Origin of the sequence: Imbroritus primus, from assembly GCF_964332355.1 — a bacterium.
Taxonomy (GTDB): Bacteria; Pseudomonadota; Gammaproteobacteria; order Burkholderiales; family Burkholderiaceae; genus Imbroritus; species Imbroritus primus.
The window spans coordinates 1896373-1911496 of record NZ_OZ201293.1; the positions used below are offsets into that span (position 1 = coordinate 1896373).

15 protein-coding genes are annotated in these 15124 nt (G+C 63.4%); 10 read left to right on the forward strand and 5 right to left on the reverse strand.

The window, feature by feature from the left end; genetic code table 11:
* Positions 1 to 31: 31 nt before the first annotated feature.
* Entirely contained in the window at positions 32 to 622 is a 591-nt protein-coding gene (locus tag ACQ3C8_RS08655; RefSeq protein ID WP_009521192.1) for a malonic semialdehyde reductase, read from the reverse strand.
* An 86-nt stretch (positions 623 to 708) separates the two neighbouring features.
* Positions 709 to 1629, reverse strand: a complete 921-nt coding sequence (locus tag ACQ3C8_RS08660) for a DMT family transporter (RefSeq protein ID WP_428851293.1) — start codon at positions 1627 to 1629, stop codon at positions 709 to 711.
* A gap of 66 nt (positions 1630 to 1695) precedes the next feature.
* Here ACQ3C8_RS08660 and ACQ3C8_RS08665 point away from each other — a divergent pair, with 66 nt between their 5' ends.
* A complete protein-coding gene (locus tag ACQ3C8_RS08665) occupies positions 1696 to 2127 on the forward strand; it encodes a DUF1841 family protein (RefSeq protein ID WP_428851294.1) in 432 nt (143 codons plus the stop codon).
* 88 nt (positions 2128 to 2215) lie between these two features.
* Here ACQ3C8_RS08665 and ACQ3C8_RS08670 read toward each other — a convergent pair whose 3' ends face one another.
* Together ACQ3C8_RS08670 and ACQ3C8_RS08675 are read right to left on the reverse strand one after the other, a co-directional pair.
* The gene (locus ACQ3C8_RS08670) at positions 2216 to 2602 is read right to left on the reverse strand and encodes a c-type cytochrome (protein ID WP_009521195.1); all 387 of its coding nucleotides are present in this window, start codon (positions 2600 to 2602) and stop codon (positions 2216 to 2218) included.
* Positions 2603 to 2617: 15 nt separating this feature from the next.
* The gene (locus ACQ3C8_RS08675; RefSeq protein ID WP_037029224.1) at positions 2618 to 2965 is read right to left on the reverse strand and encodes a c-type cytochrome; all 348 of its coding nucleotides are present in this window, start codon (positions 2963 to 2965) and stop codon (positions 2618 to 2620) included.
* A 285-nt stretch (positions 2966 to 3250) separates the two neighbouring features.
* Between ACQ3C8_RS08675 and ACQ3C8_RS08680 the strand changes: the two genes are divergently transcribed.
* Genes ACQ3C8_RS08680 through ACQ3C8_RS08690 form a run of 3 tightly spaced genes read left to right on the forward strand, consistent with a single transcriptional unit; the run spans position 3251 to position 5911 of the window.
* On the forward strand, positions 3251 to 4123 hold the full coding sequence (locus ACQ3C8_RS08680; RefSeq protein WP_428851295.1) for an AAA family ATPase: 873 nt from the start codon (positions 3251 to 3253) through the stop codon (positions 4121 to 4123).
* A 10-nt stretch (positions 4124 to 4133) separates the two neighbouring features.
* Positions 4134 to 4742: a GNAT family N-acetyltransferase gene (locus ACQ3C8_RS08685; protein ID WP_428851296.1), complete on the forward strand. Its 609-nt coding sequence runs from the start codon at positions 4134 to 4136 to the stop codon at positions 4740 to 4742.
* A complete protein-coding gene (locus tag ACQ3C8_RS08690; RefSeq protein ID WP_428851297.1) occupies positions 4736 to 5911 on the forward strand; it encodes a vWA domain-containing protein in 1176 nt (391 codons plus the stop codon). Before ACQ3C8_RS08685 ends, ACQ3C8_RS08690 begins: the two co-directional genes overlap by 7 nt.
* Before the next feature lie 6 nt (positions 5912 to 5917).
* Here the strand turns inward: ACQ3C8_RS08690 and ACQ3C8_RS08695 are convergent, their stop codons facing one another.
* Positions 5918 to 6778 carry a spermidine synthase gene (locus ACQ3C8_RS08695; RefSeq protein ID WP_428851298.1) on the reverse strand — a complete coding sequence of 287 codons (861 nt, stop codon included), beginning with the start codon at positions 6776 to 6778 and terminating at the stop codon, positions 5918 to 5920.
* Positions 6779 to 7046: 268 nt separating this feature from the next.
* Between ACQ3C8_RS08695 and ACQ3C8_RS08700 the strand changes: the two genes are divergently transcribed.
* From ACQ3C8_RS08700 to ACQ3C8_RS08725, 6 genes are read left to right on the forward strand one after another with little or no spacing between them, the layout of a single operon-like run.
* Positions 7047 to 8576 carry a class I adenylate-forming enzyme family protein gene (locus tag ACQ3C8_RS08700; RefSeq protein WP_428851299.1) on the forward strand — a complete coding sequence of 510 codons (1530 nt, stop codon included), beginning with the start codon at positions 7047 to 7049 and terminating at the stop codon, positions 8574 to 8576.
* Positions 8577 to 8627: 51 nt separating this feature from the next.
* Entirely contained in the window at positions 8628 to 9617 is a 990-nt protein-coding gene (locus ACQ3C8_RS08705) for a Bug family tripartite tricarboxylate transporter substrate binding protein (protein WP_428851300.1), read from the forward strand.
* A 57-nt stretch (positions 9618 to 9674) separates the two neighbouring features.
* Positions 9675 to 10562, forward strand: coding sequence for an IclR family transcriptional regulator (locus ACQ3C8_RS08710; RefSeq protein ID WP_428851301.1), 888 nt, complete (start codon positions 9675 to 9677; stop codon positions 10560 to 10562).
* Between the two features lie 15 nt (positions 10563 to 10577).
* Positions 10578 to 11759, forward strand: coding sequence for an acyl-CoA dehydrogenase family protein (locus ACQ3C8_RS08715; RefSeq protein WP_428851302.1), 1182 nt, complete (start codon positions 10578 to 10580; stop codon positions 11757 to 11759).
* A 15-nt stretch (positions 11760 to 11774) separates the two neighbouring features.
* Positions 11775 to 12950: an acyl-CoA dehydrogenase family protein gene (locus tag ACQ3C8_RS08720; protein WP_428851303.1), complete on the forward strand. Its 1176-nt coding sequence runs from the start codon at positions 11775 to 11777 to the stop codon at positions 12948 to 12950.
* Positions 12951 to 13006: 56 nt separating this feature from the next.
* Positions 13007 to 15115 (forward strand): 3-hydroxyacyl-CoA dehydrogenase NAD-binding domain-containing protein, encoded by a 2109-nt coding sequence (locus ACQ3C8_RS08725; protein WP_428851304.1) that lies wholly within the window; start codon positions 13007 to 13009, stop codon positions 15113 to 15115.
* Positions 15116 to 15124: the final 9 nt, after the last annotated feature.

Genomic DNA, 15124 nt, shown 5'->3' on the forward strand with positions numbered 1-15124 from the left:
CAGCACGTCATGGGTGGCATACTCCCGGCGATTATGCGATCCGGCAGGCTTCCTCGAACGACAGGCGCGGATTGCGCGGGAACAGCTTGCTCACATCGCCATAGCCGAGATTGCAGACGATATCGGCTGCCCATTTCCCGTCCGGGAAAAATGCCGCGTTCACCTGGGCCGCATCGAAACCGCCCATCGGGCCGCAATCGAGACCGAGCGCACGGGCTGCCATGATGAAATAACCTGCCTGCAGCCACGCATTGGTCAGGCCGTCGCGGGCGATCTTGGCATCGTTGCCGTCATACCAGGACTTGGCGTCCGCGTGCGGGAACAGCTTGGGCAGTTGCTCGTGGAACGCCGTGTCATGCGCGAGGATCGCCGTGACCGGCGCATTGCGCGTCTTCTCCACGTTACCGGGCGACATGCAGGCCAGCAGGCGCTCCTTGGCAGCGGGCGACGTTACGAAGACGATACGCAGCGGGCAGCAGTTAGCCGCTGTCGGGCCAAATTTGACGTGTTCATAGAGCGTGTGCAGCAACGCCGGATCGACCGGCTTGTCGAGCCATGCATTGTGCGTGCGGGCATTGTCGAACAGTTGATGGATTGCATCCTGGCTGAGCGCGTGCGACATGGGGTTCCTTGAACGATGGGGACGGGTTGGTACCCATTGTAGCCATGACCCTCAGGGCCGGACCGCAGGCGCTTTGTGCGACTCGTTCAATTTTCCTGATCTGCCGGCGCACGCGTTCCAGGCTTGGCCAGCCACAGCACCCCCGCCAGGATCAATGCACCGCCAAAGGCCTGCGACATGGCAATATGCTCGCCCAGCACAGCGGCCGCCAATACCACGGTGACGACCGGCTCGATGGTCGACAGCATCGATGCGCGGGCTGCGCCGAGCTTCTGCAAACCGGCAAAAAAAGTCAGGATCGCCGCGACCGTGGAAACCAGAGCAATCGCGATGGTCGCCGCCCAGCCCATGGCATCGCCGGGAAAGGCGATCGGCGTACCGGTCTTGACGCGGATCGTCGACATGACGATATAGACCAGTCCGGACGCGGCGCAGATCACCGTAGTGCTCGCCAGCGAGTCCACGCCGCGCGTCAGCCGCGCGCCCACGACGATGTAGATGGAATAGATCACAGCCGACGCCACGCCCAGCGCGATGCCCAGGGCGCTGCCCTCGCCACCGCCAACGGTCAGGCCCGCTCCCAGGGAACAGAGCACCAGCGCGGCCAGCGTCGTGCGGGTCAGCGGCTCTTTCAGGAACAGGGCTGCCAGCAGCGTTACGAACACCGGATACAGATAGAGCAATAGCGCCACCAGGCTGGCCTGCGCATGATTGAGCGCGGTGAAGAAGGTATACGACTGACCGACATAGCCGATGCCGCCCATTGCAGCCAGCGCAAGCACGCGCGACAGCGGTGGCAAGGGCGTACCGCGCAACCACATGATGCCGGCCAGCGCGAGCGTGGCCACGCTGAAGCGCACCACCAGCAGGCCGAACACATCCGCGCCAGACGCATAAGCAAAGCGCGCCAGTACAGCCATGGCGCCAAAACACGTTGCGGAAACAGCAATCAGAATGACGCCGAACAGCGCGTCCCGGGTCGAACCGGTGGACAGCACAGCAGACATGGCAAGGCAGACAGGGGAAAGTGGGCCCTCGGCATTCTACCGGTTCGTCCGCTACAATTGGACATCATGTTCAATCCAACACGCGACGAAGTCCGCCAGTTTTTCTGCAATGCCTGGCACAAGCACACCACCGGCCAGATCCTGACCCCGCTCGAAGCCATCGCGGCGGACTGGATGGAGCAACATCCCGAATATCACGCCGTGCTGGCTGCGCCCGAAACCGCCCTGGCGCAGGACTACACGCCGGAGCGCGGCGAATCGAATCCGTTCCTGCACCTGTCCATGCATCTCTCGATCAGCGAGCAGGTTTCCGTCGACCAGCCGCCGGGAATCCGTGCCGCCTATGAGCAGTTGACACAGCGGCTGGACTCGCCGCACGCCGCCCAGCACGAGATCATGGAGTGCCTGGGCGACATGCTCTGGAAAGCCCAGCAATCCGGCCTGCCGCCCGATGGCGGGGCGTATGTCGAAGCGGTGCGACGACGCGCCAGCCGTTGATGCCGGCATCTGAACCCGGTCTGCAGGGATCCCATGCACCAATAAAAAACCGCTCATCGAGCGGCTTTTTCTTGCGTGGTGAGGAAGCTTAGCGCTTGAGCACCAGCGAACCCGGCAGGGAGCCAATGTAGGCAGCCATGTCCTGCAGTTCCTTGCGCGTATAGGCGCGCGGCTTACCGTCCTTGTCCGTGACGCCAGGATTGGCATTCAGCTGGCCAGCCATGATGGCGTTGCCACGGCCAACGTACGGATTGTTCTCGATCTGGTACGCCAGCATGGCGTGGTACAGATAGTCAGCGTGCTGGCCTGCGAGCTTCGGATAGTCAGGCGCGACCGGGGCATTCATGTTGGCGCCATGGCAGGCGATGCAGTTGCCCTTTTCCACGAGCAGCTTGCCGTTGGCTTTGTCGGCTGCGTTGGCCAGGCCCGACACCCCCAGGACGAGTGCGCACAATGCGAACGAAATGACTTTCATGTTGCGTTCCTCTGCTTACTTCATGGGGTTGTTGTTGGTTTCCGGAGTCATGCCGGCGTAGTAGGCCGACAGGTCCGCGATATCCTTGTCGCTCAGCGAGGCGGCGATGCTGCGCATCGTCGGGTGCTTGCGATCCCCTTTCTTGTAAGCATGCAGCGCGTTCTCGATGTACTTCGCGCTCTGGCCGCCCAGCAGCGGAACGGTATACATCTCGGGGAACGATGCGCGATAGCCAGGCAGTGCATGGCAACCGATACACATTGCCACCTTGCCCTGTGCCGCTGCCACGTCGCCCTTGACTTCCTGGGCTTGCGCGGCTCCCGCCGCGACGGCCAGCGCCACCAATGTGAGGAGCTTTTTCATCATCTTGACTATTGAAAGTTGAAATCCTGCATCGCCCCGGAAAGCGCAAGCCCGGCCAGCACTAAGCCGGGGCCGGACGCGTGAGGAGCGTCAAATCGCCGCATTGTACCGCAGGCGGGGGACCGCAGTCCAGCCACCCCGCCCCCGCCGGTCGCCGGGTTGGCGCAGCCCGCCGACATCCGGGACGGATCTGGACATCCGCGCCCTGCCATGCCGCCGGCAAACGGCTTTGCCATTCTCTTTTATACTCGGTGTTCGCTATCCATCTCACGCAGGCCTTTTCCCATGAACTCCCCCACTTCCGCCGCGCCGTCGGCCCGCTTCGAGGGCACATCGGAGTATGTCGCCACCGACGACCTGAAACTTGCCGTCAACGCAGCCCGCACCCTGCAACGCCCCCTGCTGATCAAGGGCGAGCCGGGTACGGGCAAGACCATGCTGGCCGAACAGGTGGCCGCTGCGCTGAGCATGCCGCTGTTGCAATGGCATATCAAATCGACCACCAAGGCCCAGCAGGGCCTGTATGAATACGATGCCGTGTCGCGCCTGCGCGACTCCCAACTGGGTGACGAGAAAGTCCGCGACATCGCCAACTACATCGTCAAGGGCGTGCTGTGGCAAGCCTTTACGGCTGATGAGCCGGTAGTCCTGCTGATCGACGAGATCGACAAGGCCGACATCGAATTCCCCAATGACTTGCTGCGCGAGATCGACCGCATGGAGTTCTACGTCTACGAGACGCGCGAACTGATCCGTGCCAAGCATCGCCCGCTGGTGATCATCACATCAAACAACGAGAAGGAACTGCCGGATGCTTTCCTGCGCCGCTGCTTCTTCCACTACATCCAGTTCCCCGATGCCGAGACGATGAAACAGATCGTCGATGTGCACTACCCGGGCATCAAGAGCACGCTGGTGTCGGCCGCCCTGGAAGCGTTCTACGACATGCGCAACCTGCCGGGCCTGAAGAAGAAGCCATCGACCTCGGAACTGATCGACTGGCTCAAGCTGCTGATGGCCGAGGATATTCCGCCCGAGGCACTGCGCAGCGCCGACCGCAAGGCCGCCATTCCGCCACTGCATGGCGCGCTGCTGAAGAACGAGCAGGACGTGCACCTGTTCGAGCGCCTGATGTTCATGAACCGCGCCAATCGTTGAATCCGTCGCCATGCAACCATTCATCGCGCCGGTGACCCTGACCGGCTGCCATGCGCAACTGGAGCCGCTCCACACTGGCCACGCGCAGGAACTGGCGGCCGCCGTCGCGGATGGCGAGCTGTGGAACCTGTGGTACACCTCCGCACCACGGCCTGAGAATATCGGCGCCTATATCGAAGCCGCCCTCGACATGCGCGCCCGCCTGCATGCCATGCCCTTTGTCATCCGCGCCATGCGCGACGGCAAGCCGGCGGAGGTGGTCGGCTGCACACGCATGTTCAATGTCGACCCGGCCAATCGGCGCCTGGAGATCGGCCATACCTGGCATGCAAGGAGCGTGCAGCGTACGGCCATCAATACAGAATGCAAGCGCATGCTGCTGACACATGCCTTCGAAGTGCTCGACTGCATCGCCGTCGAATTCCGCACACACTGGCTGAACCACCAGAGCCGCACGGCCATTGCCCGCCTTGGTGCCAAGCAGGACGGCATCCTGCGCAACCATACACGCATGCCGGATGGCTCGCTGCGCGACACCGTGGTGTTCTCGATCATCGCATCGGAGTGGCCGGCGGTGAGGCAACACCTGCAATTCCTGCTGGACAAGCCGCGATGCTGATCGATTTTTTCTTTGCCTTGCGGCAAGCCAAGCTGCCGGTTTCCGTCAAGGAGTACCTCACGCTGCTCGAAGCGCTGAAGCAGAACGTAATCGCGCCGTCGATCGACGATTTCTACTATCTCGCCCGCATGACGCTGGTCAAGGACGAAAAGCACTTCGACAAGTTCGACCAGGCTTTCGGCGCATACTTCAAAGGTGTGGAAGGCGCCGTGGACTGGACGGCCAATATCCCGCTCGACTGGCTGGAAAAGAAACTGCAGCGCGAGTTGTCCCCGGAAGAAAAAGCCAAGATCCAGGCCATGGGTGGCCTCGACAAGCTGATGGAACGCCTGAAACAGCTGCTCAACGAGCAGAAGGAGCGCCACCAGGGCGGCAGCAAGTGGATCGGCACCGGGGGCACCTCGCCCTTTGGCCACGGCGGCTACAACCCGGAAGGCATCCGCATCGGCGGCCCCTCGAACGGCAACCGCACGGCCGTCAAGGTATGGGAAGCACGCAGCTTCCAGGACTATGACGACGAAGTGGAAATCGGCACGCGCAACATCAAGGTCGCCCTGCGGCGGCTACGCAAGTTCGCGCGCGAAGGCGCCGATACCGAACTCGATCTCGACGACACCATCCATTCGACCGCCGCCAATGCCGGCCTGCTCGATATCCGCATGCGGCCCGAGCGGCACAACAACGTCAAGGTACTGATGCTGATGGATGTTGGCGGGTCGATGGACGATCACATCAAGCGCGTGGAAGAACTGTTCTCGGCCACCAAAACCGAGTTCAAGCACCTCGAGTACTTCTATTTTCACAATTGCGTCTATGAATCGCTGTGGCGCAATAACCGCCGCCGCCATGCGGAAAAGTTCTCGACCTGGGACATCATCCGCAAGTATTCCGCCGACTACAAGCTGATCTTCGTCGGCGACGCCACCATGAGCCCTTACGAGATCCTGCAGCCCGGCGGCTCGGTGGAGTACAACAACCCGGAGGCCGGCGCGGTGTGGCTGCAGCGGCTGATCGAACAGTTTCCCAAGTTCGTCTGGCTCAATCCGGAACCGGAAGGCCTGTGGGAGTACCGCCAGTCGATCACAGTGATCCGGCAGATCATGAAGCAGCGCATGTATCCCGTGACCTTGGCGGGCCTGGAAGATGCGATGCGCCTGCTGTCAAAATAACGGCTGTCAGATCCGCAGTGCGTCATCCTGCCGTGCATTCGCGCGGCGCAGCCCCTCCGGCCAGCCGGAAGACGGCAATCCGGTCGATTTCTGGATGGCGCGGGCGCGCGCATCCATCGCGTCCCACCCTACTGCCAGCGGCGGGCCGTTGAAGGCCAGCGCGATCACGTTGCCGTCGTGTACCTCAGGAAACACCAGCACGCGGTCGTCGAAGGCCTCGCAGATACGTTCGATATTGCGCGGAAAGCTGCTGTGGTCGCCAAACAGATTGATGCTCATCACGCCAGGCGCCTTGAGCAGTTTGCGACAGGCCCGGTAGAACCCGAGCGTGTCGAGTACGGGGCCGCGCGCCGTGGCATCGTAGAGATCGATCTGCAGCACATCGAGCGTGCCCGCGTTGGCCGGCGACGCGACGAAATCAAAAGCGTCCATTTCCAGGACCGACAGCCGCTCGTCATCGGGCGGCAAGCCGAACATGCTGCGCGCCGCCACCACCACCGAAGGATTGAGTTCGACCGCCGTCACGCGGGCATCCGCAAACGTGCGATGGCAGAACTTGGTGAGGGAGGCTGCGCCGAGTCCGAGCTGGGCAATATGGAAATCGGCTGCGCCCTCCGGTTCGAGGAATAGCAGCCAAGCCATCATCTGCTGGGCATATTCGAGTTCGATCCAGTCCGGCTTGCGCAGGCGCATGGCGCCCTGCACCCACTCCGTGCCGAAATGCAGGTAGCGCACCCCGCCCTGCTCGGAGAAAGTAACCGGCGCATAACGCGGCTTGCGGACCGGGGCGTCGGCATCGCGCCCGGCGCGGGCGGGCCGGCGCGATGCGACGGCCTCGATGGATTTTCGTTTGATCAGTGCAGTCATGGCCGCGATTGTGACAGATGAGCGCCCCGCCCGTCCGGTTTCCGGCAGCGGATCTGGTGTTTCCCCGCCAGTTTCGAGACGACCGCTGCATGTGCAAACCGATGCAGTGGGGCAACCAACCCCTGCATTCCAGCTGAGATCCACATCACATCCTTGAACATGCGGCAACATATCACATATGCGATGGCTATCGAACGATGCAATTCCTATGATTGCCCGGTCGCCAGTGCCCTTTGCTTACCGTCGGCGCACGGCCCAATGCAATCCAATGACAATGACCATCGACCTGCCCGCTCCAGCGTTTCGCATTCACGATCTGATCAGCATGCACCTGCCTCGCCTGGCAGATCATCCAATCTTTATCGAGGAAGCACGGACCTGGACATACGGCGAGTTCCAGGCAACGCTGACGGCGCTGGCCGCGTTCCTGCGTGAAGCCGGCCTGCAGCCTGGCGACCGCCTGATGATCGTCGGCGAAAACAGCGTTGCGCAGACGGCTGCCATCATGGCAGCGAGCACGCTCGACGCCTGGGCGGTGATCGTCAACGCGCGCCTCTCGCCCAGCGAAATTGCCGCCATCCAGGACCACTGCGATCCCCGCTTGATGTTCTTTACGCATGCGGTGTCCGATGATGCCCGCGAACATGGCACAGCCCGCGGGGCCACGGGATACCACATCGCCGGTATCGATTTCAGCTGCACGCTGGCACGTGCCGAGGCAATCGCCGAACCCGTCTGCGCAGACAGCCGCGAGCAGGTCGCTGCGCTGATCTACACCACCGGGACTACCGGCAACCCCAAGGCTGTGATGCTCACGCACAGCAACCTGGGATTCACGTCGGCCACCTCGCGGGCATCCCGCAATACTGGCGAGAACGACGTCATCTATGCCGCGCTGCCGATGTCGCACGTCTATGGGCTGACCACCGTCGTGCTGTCGGCGCTCTGGGGCGGTGCAACGCTGCATCTGGTAGCGCGCTTCGACGCACGCCACCTGCTGCGCGCGCTGGCAGACGGCCTGACTTTTTTCATGGGCGTGCCGGCCATGTACCTGCGCCTGCTAGCGCTGCACGAAGCCGGCGAAACGGTGGTCGCTCCGCGCCTGCGCTTTGTACATTGTGGCGGCGCACCGCTCGATGCGGCGCTCAAGAACCGCGTCGAAGCCATGTTCAACCTGCCGATCAACAACGGCTACGGCATGACCGAGGCTTCACCTACCATTACCGTTGTCCCCTACAACCAGCGGTGCGATGACATGACGGTCGGCTATGCGATTCCCGGCATGGAAACGCGCGTGGTCGATGAGCAGGGCCGGATCGTGCCGCAAGGCGAAGTTGGCGAGCTGCAGATCCGCGGGCCGAACGTGATGAAGGGCTACTACAAGGCGCCCGAGCAGACTGCTGCCGTACTGTCGCCGGATGGCTGGCTCAGCACCAACGACCTGGTGCGCCAGGCACCCGATGGCGCGTTCTATGTGATGGGCCGCCTCAAGGACCTGATCATCCGCTCTGGCTTCAATGTCTACCCGAGCGAAGTCGAAGCGGCGCTCAACGCCCACCCCAGCGTGGTGCAGTCATGTGTCGTGGGCCGGCCGGTCGATAGCGACGAGCAGGTGATCGCCTATGTCGAGGTCGATCCACAGGTGAAGTTTGATGCCGCAGCATTGTCGGCCTTCGTCGCCGAGCGGCTCGCCCCGTACAAACGCCCGCAGATGATCGTGCCGGTGGAGCGCCTGCCCGCGGCGCAAAGCGGCAAGATCCTGAAAAAAGCCGTACAGGAAATGGCTGCTCGGCTATAAGCCGCGCACGCATTGATTCGAGTGACACCCATAACTCCAAGGAGACCCAACATGACTGACTCGTCCCGCCGCTTTTGCCTCACTGCCCTCGTGGCTGCCGCTGCAATGGCTGCCGGCACCGCCTTCGCCCAACCCGCCGGCCATTACCCTGACAAGCCGATCCGCCTGATCGTCTCCAGCGCGGCCGGCGGCGGCGCCGACACGGTGGCGCGCCTGATGGCCAAGAAGATCGGCGATGCGCTCAAGCAGCCCGTGGTCGTCGAGAACCGTCCGGGCGCCAGCGGCGTGGTCGCCGCCAATGCCGTGCTGGGCGCACCGGCCGATGGTTACACCCTGCTGCTCGGCTTCACCACCATGGCACAGGTACCCGCCACCACGCAGATCCCGCTGTCGTACAACCCGGAGAAGGATTTCATTCCGGTGTCGCTGATCGCCAAGTCGTGGAACGTGCTGTTCGTCAACCGCAAGACCAACGTCAAGACGGTACCCGAGCTGGTCGCCGCGATGAAAGCCAATCCGCGCCAGTTCAGCTACGGTTCGTACGGCAATGGCTCGACGGGCCACTTCATGGGCGCCCTGTTTGCCCAGCAGACCAAGACCGAACCGTCGCACGTACCATACAAGGGCGCCGCACCGATGATGACCGACCTGCTGGCTGGCGTGGTGTCGTTTGCCTTTCCGGACATCGGCTCGGCGCTGCCCCACATCAAGTCCGATCGCGTACAGGCCCTGGCCGTCACCAGTGGCAAGCGCCTGAGCAGCCTGCCGGACGTGCCGACCATGGCGGAACTCGGCATCAAGGGCTTCGATTTCGGCGGCTGGTTCGGCCTGTTCGCACCGAAGGGCACGCCGCAAGCCATCGTCGACGTGCTGTCCGCGCAGAGCATGGCAGCCGTGAAGGACCGCGAGGTGCAAGCCAAGCTGGTGTCGATGGACCTGGATCCGGTGGGCAGCAATTCCAAGGACTTTGCCACGTTCTTCCACGCCGACATGGCCAAATGGGCCAAAATCGCCAAGGACGCAAACATCAAGGCAGAGTGACGCGATTGCCTGTCACGGTAACGCGGCGAGGTCTGCTGATTCCCTGGAGATCATGTCATGGCACGCGCCAAACACAGTATCAGCGTACCTCGCCCATCGCAACGCGACCGGGAACGTGATCTTGGCGCGGGGGTGGTCAAGTCCGCCCGCCGCGTCTTCGAGATCATCGAGTTCTTCGAGCAGTTGAACGAGCCTGCGACGGTGTCCGACATCGTCCAGGCCACCGGCATTCCCCAGTCAAGCACGTCCATGCTGCTGCAGACGCTGGAGCGCATGGGCTATCTCTGCTGGAACCCGGATGATCGCATCTATATGCCCAGCCTGCGCCTGCACATGCTCGGCGGCTGGGTTCACGATATCACCCTCCCCCGCAGCAACCTGCGGCTCGCCATGCAAGAGCTTTCCAAACGCACGGGCCTCAGCGTGGTGCTGGGCCAGCGGACCGGGCGCTATGTGCAGTATGCCCACGTCGTATTCGCCTCCAATGAGCGCGATGACGATGTACCCATCGGTGTGGTGCGTCCGCTGGTCGGCACCGGTCTCGGCTACTCGCTGCTGGCGGCCATGCCGGACGAGGAAGTCCGCCGCCTCGCCATCGCCAGCCTGGCGATGCAGGAACAGCCGCCGTTCATCCATAGCGTCGAGCAGATCATGACGATGGTCGCGCAGGCCAGGCGCGCGGGGTACGTGTATTCGACCCGGCTGCAGAACCGCAACAAGGCGTCGTTTTCGTTCAACCTCGGCATGGCCGGCACTGCCTGGCACGACGAGCGACCGGAAGGCAGCCGCGAATCGAGCCTGCTGAGCATCGCTATCGCCGGCAAACGGCGCACCGTGCAGGATCGCCTGCCAGACATCATCGCCGCGGTGCATGCGGTGACACAAGAATGCTTACCGGATGTGCGCATCGACATCGATCCGCACAGGCCGATCGAACCTATCTGATCCAGGAGTTAAGGCATGGACATTGATATCACTGCCGACGAACAGGCATTCCGCCAGGAAGTGCGCGAGTTTGCGCTGGCGAACCTGCCGCAGTCGGTGCGCGACAAGGTGCTGTTCGGCGCCAAGCTCGACAAGGCTGAGTATGTCGACTGGCAGCAGCGCCTGTACCGCAAGGGCTGGATTGCGCCTTCGTGGCCCGTCGAATACGGCGGGACGGGCTGGAATCTGTCGCGGCGCCGCGTGTTCCTGCACGAGCTGGCGCTGTGCTGCGCGCCGGAAACCATCTCTTTCGGTCTGACCATGGTCGGCCCCGTCATCTATACCTTCGGCTCCGACGAGCAGAAAGCCAGATACCTGCCGAGCATTCTCAACTCCGAGACATGGTGGTGCCAGGGCTTCTCCGAGCCGAATGCAGGTTCCGATCTGTCGTCGCTGCGCACCCGCGCGCAGGACCGCGGCGACCACTATGTGATCAACGGCCAGAAGACCTGGACCACCTTCGGCATGTATGCCGACAAGATGTTCTGCCTCGCCCGCACCTCGGACGAAGGCAAGCAGCAGAACGGCATTTCCTTCCTGCTGCTGGACATGAACGCACCGGGCGTCGAACGCCGCCCGATCCAGACCATCGATGAAGGTGCGAGCATCTGCGAGGTGTTCCTCAACGATGTGGTCGTGCCCAAATCCGATCTGGTCGGTACCGAAGGCCGTGGCTGGGACTACGCCAAGTTCCTGCTCGGCCACGAACGCGCCATGATCGCGCGCGTCGGCCGCTCGCGCATGCAGCTCGAGCGTGCCAAGCGCATCGCCGCCTCGCAACGTGACGGTGGCCGCCCGCTGATCGAGCGTCCGCTGTTCCAGTATCGCATCTGCGAGATCGAAGCCCGCGTGCGTGCGCTGGAGATCTCGGAATTGCGCGCCCTCGCCGGCTACCAGCCGGAAAAGGGGTTCGATGGCGCCACGTCCTCCATGCTCAAGGTGGAAGGCTCGGAAATCTGCCAGGCGCTGACCGAGCTGCTGGTGGATCTGACTGGCCACTATTCCAAGGTCTACCAGGGCCGCTATGAACAGTCGCCGGTTGGCGGCACCGATGCCCACGGCGTAATGGGCGATCACCTGTTCAATCGTGTGGTGACAATCTACGGCGGCAGCAGCGAGATCCAGAAGAACGTCATCGCCAAGAGCCGTCTGCAATAAATCCAGGAGAACCCCATGAACCTTACGCTCTCCGACGAACAGGAAATGATCCGCGACAGCGTCCATGACTATTTCACGGGCGCTTATGATTTCGAAGCCCATCTGGCGCGCGTCGCCGCCGGTCGTGACAACGACAATGGCATCGACCGCGCGCGTTGGCAGGCCATGGCCGAACTCGGCTGGCTCGGCCTGACCGCGCCCGAGGCCGCCGGCGGCCTCGGGGCCGGCCCGGAAGAGACCATGGTGCTGATGGAAGGCGCGGGTGCCGCGCTGTGCATCGAACCCCTCTTGCCCACCGTGGCGCTTGGCGTGCCGTTGCTGGCAGAGGGCGCCAAAGGCAGCCCGGCTGCCGATGCCCTTGCCCGCGTGATGGAGGGCCAAGCCAGCGTGGCAGTGGCCTGGACTGAATCCGCACACGGCTTCGCCCCACTCTCTATTGCCACCACTGCGCAGGCCACGACGGATGGCGGTTATCGCCTCGATGGCCACAAGGTGCTCGTCGAGAATGGCGCAGATGCTGAATGGATCGTCATCCCCGCGCGGACCAACGGCAGCGACAATGCGGCCGATGGTATCTCGCTGTTCCTCGTGCCGCGCGATGTGGCAGGCCTGGCCATCACGCCGGTACGCATGCTCGATGGCTCGCGCTCGGCAGATCTCGCGCTGGAGCAGGTCGAGGTGCCAGCTACGCATCTGATCGGGCAGCCCAGCCAGGGCGGCAAGCTGCTGACGGCCGCCGTCTATCGCGGCCTGGCTGCGAGCTGTGCCGAAGCGCTGGGCGCCATGCGCCGCGCGCTCGATATCTGCAAGAGCTACCTGCACGAACGCCAGCAGTTCGGCAAGCCGCTTGCCGCCTTCCAGGCCTTGCAGCATCGCTATGTCGAAATGCTGATTGCCGAGGAACGCGCCCGCTCGCTCACCATGCTGGCCGCGATCCGCCTGCGCACCGGCGATCTTGATGATCCCGAAACGCTGCGCGATCTGAGCCTCGCCAAACTCGGCGTAGGCCGCTCCGCCCGCATGATCGGCGGCAACGCCATCCAGCTGCACGGCGGCATGGGCATGGCCTACGAATACCCAATCGGCCACTACTACCGCAAGCTGCTGTGCTGCGATGCCGCCTTCGGCTCGCAGGACGATCACCTGGCACTGCTGGCGCACCAGCTCGCACCGCAGGCGCAGGCTGCCTGAGCCGCTCGGAGCGCTCGATCCCTGCTTGGGCCCAGATTGAAGTTGCAAGGAAACACATGATGAATGAAACACTCCGCCAGCGCCTGCAGGATGGCGTACTGGTCCTCACATTGAACCAGCCGCCAGTCAATGCGCTCGGCAACACCCTGCGCAAGGCACTGGTGCAGGCCGTCGAAACCGCGCAGGCCGACCCGCAAGTCCGTGCCATCGTGCTGCATGGCGCGGGACGCGGCTTCAGCGCCGGCGCGGACATCACCGAATTCGGCCAGCCACGCGAGTTTCCGTGGGTGGGCGATGTCTGCACCATCATCGAGAACTGCGACAAGCCGGTCATTGCCGCATTGCACGGCATGGCGCTTGGCGGCGGCCTGGAGCTCGCGCTCGGTGCGCATTACCGCATCGCCGCGCGCGGGACCAAGCTCGGCCTCCCGGAGGTACAGATCGGCCTGATCCCCGGCGGTGGCGGTACGCAGCGCCTGCCGCGCCTGATCGGCGCCGCGGCGGCGCTCGACCTGATGCTGAGCGGCCGCCACGCCAGCGTGGACGAGGCAAAGCGCATAGGCCTGATCGACCGCATCGCAACACAAGACGATCCGCTCGAAGAAGCCTGTGCCTGGGCGAGCGAGATTCTCGCCCAGGGTGGCATCGTACGTCGCACGCGGGACGCGCAGGCGCTCGGCGACAGCGCCGCCAGCCTCGCCGCTGTGGAGGCCGCGCGTGCCGGCAACGCCCGCAAGGCGCGAGGCCTCTTTGCCCCATTCCAGATTCTCGACGCCGTAAAGGATGCCATCGAGCAGCCGTTCGAAGCCGGCATCCAGGCGGAACGTGCACGCTTCCTGCAATGCGTGGATAGTCCGCAGCGCGCAGGCCTGGTGCACGCTTTTTTTGCGGAACGCAGGGTTCGCAAGGCGCCTGAAACCGAATCGTCGCAACCGCGTCCCGTGGCTACCGTTGGCGTGATTGGCGGCGGCACGATGGGTTCCGGCATCGCCGTTGCCCTGCTCGACGCGGGCCTGCAAGTGATCATGGTAGAACGCGACGATGCCAGCCTGCAGGCCGGGCGCCAGCGTGTCGAGAAGGTCTATGACCGCCTGATCGCCAACGGGCGCATGGAGGTGGCACGCAAGGAAGCCGTGCTGCAGCGCTTTACCGGTGCGACCTCGTACGACGCCTTCGCCCAGGCCGATCTCGTGATCGAAGCCGTGTTCGAAGACATGGATGTGAAGAAAGCCGTGTTCGGCGAACTCGACCGCATCTGCAAGCCGGGCGCGATCCTTGCCACCAATACATCCTATCTGGACATCGACGCCATCGCCGCCAGCATCTCGCGTCCGCAAGACGTGATCGGCCTGCACTTCTTCTCGCCGGCCAACATCATGAAGCTGCTGGAGATCGTGGTGCCCGCCAAGGTCTCGGCAGACGTAGTGGCCACGGGCTTTGCGCTAGCCGACAAGCTGCGCAAGGTGCCGGTACGCGCCGGCATCTGCGACGGCTTCATTGGCAACCGCATCCTGTATGTATATCGCGAGGTAGCCAGCCACATGATGGAAGACGGCGCATCGCCGTATGAAATCGACCAGGCACTGGAAGAATTCGGCTATGCCATGGGCCCGTTCCGTACCAACGACCTGACCGGCGGCGACATCGGCTACGCCACGCGCAAGCGCAAGGCTGCCACGCGCGACCCCAACGCCCGCTATGTGCGTATCGCCGACCAGCTGTGCGAGCGCAACTGGCTCGGGCAGAAGACCGGCCGCGGGTGGTACCGCTATCCGGAAGGTTCGCGCAGCGGCCAGCACGATCCCGAGGTGCTTGCCCTGATCGACGCCGAGCGTGCCGAGCGTGGCATCCAGCCGCGCACCTTCAGCAGCGAAGATATCCTCCGCCGCTATATGGCTGCCGTGATCAACGAAAGCGCCAACGTCCTGCATGACAAGATTGCCCTGCGCCCGCTCGACATCGACGTAACGCTGGTGCACGGCTACGGCTTCCCGCGCTGGCGCGGCGGCCCGATGCACTATGCCGACACTGTCGGGCTGGATAAGGTGCTGGCCGACATCCGCAGTTTCGAGAAAGAAGATCCGCTGTTCTGGAAACCCTCGCCGCTGCTCGTCGAGCTGGTGGAGCGCCAGGCCAGCTTTGCAAGCCTCAACCAACTGATCTAAGGGGATCGC